This is a genomic window from Pseudomonas sp. NPDC088885, assembly GCF_044750025.1.
Classification (GTDB): Bacteria; Pseudomonadota; Gammaproteobacteria; order Pseudomonadales; family Pseudomonadaceae; genus Aquipseudomonas; species Aquipseudomonas rustica.
In genome coordinates, this window is sequence record NZ_JBIVJB010000245.1 from 1 (window position 1) to 1415 (window position 1415).

The following is a 1415-nucleotide window of genomic DNA, read 5'->3' on the forward strand; positions in this document are numbered from 1 at the left end:
TCACGTCGATCGGCTTTGGATACGCCGCGGTGTGGCAGAAGGACTGCATCACCAGATCAGCCGAGAAGCCCAGGCACGCCAGGTCTTTCAGTTCGTCACGGGTCATGGGACCTGTGGTGTCCTGAGAACCCACGGTGGTCATTTTCGGTTCGCAGTAGGTGCCAGGACGGATGCCTTTGCCTTCTGCCAGACCGCACGCCTTGCCGACCATTTTCTGCGCCAGGGTGTAACCCTTGGTGCTTTCGATCGGTGCATCAGGCTTCTTGAACAGGTCGAACGCAGGCAGACCCAGTTCGGCGCGAGCCTTCTCGGTCAGGCCACGGCCGATGATCAGCGGAATACGGCCGCCAGCACGGACTTCGTCCAACAGCACCGGGGTCTTCATTTCGAAGGTGGTGATGACTTCGTCAGTGCCGTGTTTGCAGACTTTGCCAGCATGCGGGTACAGGTCGATCACGTCGCCCATGTTCATGTTGGAAACGTCGAACTCGATTGGCAGTGCGCCGGCATCATCCATGGTGTTGTAGAAGATCGGAGCGATTTTGCTGCCGAAGCAGAAACCGCCAGCGCGCTTGTTCGGCACGTAAGGAACGTCGTCGCCGAAGAACCACAGTACCGAGTTGGTAGCGGATTTACGCGAAGAACCAGTACCGACCACGTCACCGACGTAGGCGATCGGGAAGCCTTGACCGCGCATTTCTTCGATCTGCTTCATCGGGCCGATGGCGCCCTGCTGATCAGGAACGATGCCGTCGCGGGCCATTTTCAGCATGGCCAGGGCGTGCAGCGGGATGTCTGGACGCGACCAGGCATCTGGAGCAGGGGAGAGGTCGTCGGTGTTGGTTTCGCCGGTAACCTTGAACACGCGCAGGCTGATCTTGTCGGCCAGAGTCGGGCGGTTTTTGAACCACTCGCCGTCAGCCCAGGATTGCAGCACGGCTTTAGCGTGAACGTTACCGTTCTTGGCTTTTTCCGCGACGTCGTGGAAGGCATCGAACATCAGCAGGGTGTGCTTGAGTTGCGCGGCAGCGACAGGCGCCAGTTCGGCGTCGTCCAGCAGCTCAACCAGGGTCACGATGTTGTAGCCGCCCTGCATGGTGCCGAGCAGTTCTACAGCGCGTTTTTTGTCCAGCAGAGGGGAGGAAACTTCGCCCTTGGCCAGTGCAGACAGGAAGCCGGCTTTTACATAGGCCGCTTCGTCCACGCCTGGCGGAATGCGATTGGTGATCAGGTCAACGAGGAATTCTTCTTCGCCAGCCGGAGGGTTTTTCAGCAGCTCGACCAGGCCTGCTGTTTGTTCGGCGTTAAGCGGCTGGGGAACGATACCCAGGGCTGCACGCTCTTCGATATGTTTGCGTAGGCTTCAAGCACAGTTATTACCCTCATCAGTGGTCCCAAATGGGTGTCCGGGACGC

General features: G+C 59.0%; 1 pseudogene. It reads right to left on the reverse strand.

Features of this window, described 5'->3' with window-relative positions:
- A pseudogene (locus ACIP1X_RS28950) lies at positions 1 to 1348 on the reverse strand (aconitate hydratase B); the annotation flags it as partial.
- Between the last annotated feature and the right edge of the window lie 67 nt (positions 1349 to 1415).